Source organism: Dietzia sp. B44 (assembly GCF_014145245.1).
In the GTDB taxonomy this organism is placed as follows: Bacteria; Actinomycetota; Actinomycetes; order Mycobacteriales; family Mycobacteriaceae; genus Dietzia; species Dietzia natronolimnaea.
In genome coordinates this window covers 1-4,004 of record NZ_JAALEF010000433.1, presented here as the reverse complement: position 1 = coordinate 4,004, position 4,004 = coordinate 1, and the positions used below count along the sequence as shown (strand labels likewise).

At 71.0% G+C, this 4,004-nt stretch carries 6 protein-coding genes; 3 read left to right on the top strand and 3 right to left on the bottom strand.

Annotation, left to right across the window (positions count from 1 at the left end; genetic code table 11):
• A partial coding sequence (locus G6017_RS13595; RefSeq protein ID WP_182617839.1) for a helix-turn-helix transcriptional regulator occupies window positions 1–202 on the bottom strand: 202 nt, incomplete at its 3' end.
• Between the two features lie 135 nt (window positions 203–337).
• Between G6017_RS13595 and G6017_RS13590 the strand changes: the two genes are divergently transcribed.
• Together G6017_RS13590 and G6017_RS13585 are read left to right on the top strand one after the other, a co-directional pair.
• A complete protein-coding gene (locus G6017_RS13590; protein ID WP_194307883.1) occupies window positions 338–913 on the top strand; it encodes a DinB family protein in 576 nt (191 codons plus the stop codon).
• Window positions 914–1,005: 92 nt separating this feature from the next.
• A complete protein-coding gene (locus G6017_RS13585) occupies window positions 1,006–1,623 on the top strand; it encodes a mycothiol transferase (RefSeq protein ID WP_182617835.1) in 618 nt (205 codons plus the stop codon).
• A 65-nt stretch (window positions 1,624–1,688) separates the two neighbouring features.
• On the opposite strand, the gene G6017_RS16925 is transcribed toward G6017_RS13585, so the two are convergent.
• A complete protein-coding gene (locus tag G6017_RS16925) occupies window positions 1,689–2,303 on the bottom strand; it encodes a WS/DGAT domain-containing protein (protein WP_347238010.1) in 615 nt (204 codons plus the stop codon).
• Window positions 2,267–3,175: a wax ester/triacylglycerol synthase domain-containing protein gene (locus G6017_RS16920; RefSeq protein ID WP_241731551.1), complete on the bottom strand. Its 909-nt coding sequence runs from the start codon at window positions 3,173–3,175 to the stop codon at window positions 2,267–2,269. The genes G6017_RS16925 and G6017_RS16920 overlap by 37 nt, the downstream gene beginning before the upstream one ends.
• A gap of 114 nt (window positions 3,176–3,289) precedes the next feature.
• Between G6017_RS16920 and G6017_RS13575 the strand changes: the two genes are divergently transcribed.
• Complete coding sequence (locus tag G6017_RS13575; RefSeq protein ID WP_182617832.1) at window positions 3,290–3,880, top strand: flavin reductase family protein; 591 nt, start codon at window positions 3,290–3,292, stop codon at window positions 3,878–3,880.
• Window positions 3,881–4,004: the final 124 nt, after the last annotated feature.

Below are 4,004 nucleotides of genomic sequence, written 5' to 3'. Positions count from 1 at the left end.
GCCGCCGGCCCGATCCCAGCCGGTACCCCCCGCCCGCGCCGCGTTCGGACTCGACCGGGTAGCCCAGGTCGCGCAGTCGGTCCACGTCCCGCCGCACCGAGCGGGTGGTGACCCCGAGCTCGGCCGCGAGTTCGGGCCCGGTCCACACGGTGCGCCGCTGCAGCAGGTCGAGCAGCCCCAGCACCCGCTGGGTCGTGGGCATCTTGTCCTCGGTCACGTCGTCCACTCTCGCACCGGCAGAGGACCAGATCTGTCCTGATCACCTGAGAGTCTGCTGTCGGACCGCGAGAGAGCCGCCCGCCCGTCGGCCGACCGCCCCCACCACCGGGAGACCACCATGACCACAGCCCGCACCATCGACTGGACCGACCAGCTCGCCGACCAACTCGAATACCACTGGACCGGCCACCTCCGGCCTCGCCTGGAGGGACTGACCGACGCCGAGTACCACTTCTCCCCCGCACCCGATGATCGGACCTGGGGCGTGCGCCCCCGGGGCACCGGTTCCGCGGAGGTGCAGGCCGGGAGCGGTGACTTCACGATCGACTTCGCCTATCCCGAACCGCGGCCCGCACCGCTGACGACCATCGCGTGGCGGATCGGCCACGTGGTCGTGGGAGTGCTCGGGGCCCGGTGGCACGACCACTTCGGCGGACCGCCCCACGACTACATGACCCACGAGTTCGCCGGTGACGCCGTGGGCGGACTCGCCCAGCTCGACCGCACCTACGCGGGCTGGATGGAGGGGGTCCGGGGGCTCGACGACGACGCCCTCGCCGCGCCCGTCGGGGAGGCCGAGGGCCACTGGTCCGCCGCCCCCATGGCCACCCTCGTCCTGCACATCCACCGCGAGGTCATCCACCACGGCGCGGAGCTGTGCCTGCTCCGCGACCTGTACGCCCACACCCGTTGATCCGGTCGACCCGTCTGACCCGTCTGATCCGGACGACCCGTCGGCACCCGCCGACACCACACCATCCCCGACCCACCACCGAGGAGTTCGCCATGCCACTGTTCGCCGCCACCCACACCACCGAGCGCGACACCCTGCTCGAATGGATCGACGACGCTCTCGTCAACGCCCGCTCGATCGTCCACGGCCTCACCGGCGACCAACTGCGGGCGCGGCCGGTCCCGTCGAGTGAGCTGACGCTCGGCTGGCTGATCCTGCACATCGGTCAAGTGGCCGAGGACTGGCTGGGCCGGGCGGCCGCCGCGCCCGACCCCCTGGAGACGGGACGCTCGCTACCGGAGACCTTCGAGTGGGCCGAGGCCGTCAACCGGGTCGATCCCGACGCGACCGCCGAGGAGGTCCTCGCCGAGTACGACCGTCGGTGCGCCGCGGGACTCGCCCATCTCCGAGCCGCCGACCTGGACGCGCGGGTCCCCGTCCCCACCGAGATGCCGTGGTTCCCGTCGGACCTGGCACCGTTCAACGGCCGCTGGGTCGCACAGCACGTGCTGACCGAGATCAACCGGCACAGCGGGCACGCCGACCTCCTGCGCGAGGCGCTCGACGGGCGCACGATGTACGACCTGATCGCGGAGGACCAGGGCATCGACATGTCCTACATCGGTGCCTGGTTCGCCGCCCACCCGGAGGTCCCGGCGCCGGCGTGGTGAGTCGGCGCCGGCGTGGTGAGTCGGGTGGGCGCGGGGACGGACCGGCCACGCGGCGTGACCGCGGGTCAGTCCTCCTCGTCCCAGCCGGCGAACGTCGCGAACTTGTCCTCGATCATCCCGGCGACTTCGCCCGGGTCGGGCACGAGTCCCGCGTCGGTGGCGATGCCCACCGAGACCTTGCCGTTGTAGCTGAAGATGCAGATTCCGAAGGCCTGGTCGCCGCTCATCGGAACCCAGCCGAGTATCCCCTCGACAGGAGTGCCGGCGATCCGCACCGTGGAGACCGGCCCGGGGACCGACGTGAGCTGGCCGACGGTCTTGTTGGCGAGCAGGTCGACCACCGCGTGCGCCACCGGGCCGGGAGTGACCGCGACGCCGAGCATGGTGGCGAAGTTGACGTGTGGTTCGAACGAGTAGCGCACCCGGGACATGGACGTGGCGATCGCGTCGATGAGCTCGTCGGCGTCGTCGATCCCCAGCGGCAGGCGCATGAGGATGATCGTGAGGTGGTTGCCCAGTTCCTCCGGCAGTTCGTCAGCCACCGGCTCGATGGACATCGGCACCATGAGATTGATGTCCGAGACCCGACGATCGCCGTGGGTGTCGAGGTACTCGGTGAGCGCCCTGGACACCGCCGCGAGCATCACGGTGGTGACCGTGGTGTCGTGCGCCTTCGCCACCCTCTTGATCGCCGCGAGGTCCAGCCCGGCGATCCAGGAGACCTTCTTCCGGGCGTGGGCGTGGCCACTCCACGACAGCTCCGGCGATCTGGGTTCGAACAGCAGCCGGAAGGTCGCACGGTAGGTGTTGGTCGTCCTGTTGGTGGGGTCGATGGTGTCGGCCAGGGATTCCACGACGCGCGTGGCACCCTGGTGACCCCGCGGCCCGGGGCCACCACGGCCCTGGTCAGTCGCGCCATCGTCACGGGGAATCTGATCGTGGCGCCCGCGAGGCCGCGGGCGATGCCGAGCGTGTCCTTGGCCAGCCCTGCCCCGGCCTGGCCCACCGCGCCCAGGACACCGCCGCCCGATGAGGACAGCTCCCGACCCACGTTGGGCAGCGGGTCGTCGTCGTCGCGGTCGCACAACCCCAGGACCAGCTGGGTCAAACGGATCCCGTCGACCATCCCGTGCTGGACGCGGAACAGCAGGAGCGCCCCCTCCCGGTCGCCACCGTGACCGTGGTAGCCCTCGATGAACTCGGCGCGCCAGATGGGGCGGTCGTCGGGGAGTTGCAGCCCCATCTGCTCGGCGACGTGCGCCTCCGCCTCGGCGCGCCCGCCCGGCGAGGGAAGGCGCCGTCGGACCAGATGGCGGGAGATGTCGAAGTCGGGATCGTCCTGCCAGTACCACCGTCGGCCCCGTCGCACCGGGACCCGGCGGAACACCGGGTGGGGTTCGACCATCCGCGACGCGATCGCCTCGGAGACCGCGTCCCAGTCGGGGACCTCGGCGAACCACATCACCGAGTTGATGTACATGAGATTGTCCGGGCGGTCCATCATCAGCCACAGCTGGTCCCGCAGTGGAATCCGGACTCTCGTCTCCGTCATCGTCCCCGGCCCCTCTCGCCCGCCCCGCTCACCGTCATGTGCTCGCCGCCCCAGGCTAGAGCAGCTGTGACCGGGATCACGTCACTCCCCCCGAGACGGCGGGACAATGGCGAGATGCGCACCATCCACACACCGGACGATCCCCCGGCCAAGGGTTTGTACGCCCTGCTCACGGCATCGGTCACTCCCCGGCCCATCGCCTGGGTCTCGAGCGTCTCCGCCGACGGGGTGTCGAACCTCGCGCCGTATTCGTTCTTCACCGTGGCCTGCGCCGACCCCGCGATCCTCTCGGTCACCTCGATCGGCCGCAAGGACACGTACCGCAACGTGGTCGAGACCGGGGAGTTCGTGGTGAACATCGGCACCGAGTCGCTGATGGAGCTCATCAACGCCACCTCGGCCCCGGTCGGCCCGGAGGTCGACGAGTTCGTCCTCTCCGGCCTGACCGCCGAGCCCTCCGAGGTGGTGTCGGCGCCGCGGGTGGCCGAGGCGCCGATCGCGTTCGAGTGCGTGCGCCATGACGTGATCGACCTCGGCACCAGTGCGATGCTCCTGGGCCGCGTAGTGAGCGTGGCGATCTCCGGTGATGTCCTGGCGGACGACGGGCTCCCCGACTTCGACGCACTGCTCCCGCCCTCCCGGCTGGGCCGCCACCAGTGGGGACTGGCGCCGCGGACGAGGGAGCTGCCCAGGCCGAGGAAGTAGGCGGAGTCGAGACCCGCCGCCAGCCCCGGCCCTCGGTTCGCGGCGACCTGCAGGCGCTCCCGCGCCTGACGTCTCGCTCGCGCGCCTGTGCGACTCCTCGGTAGCCGCCCGCCGCCACGGCGTC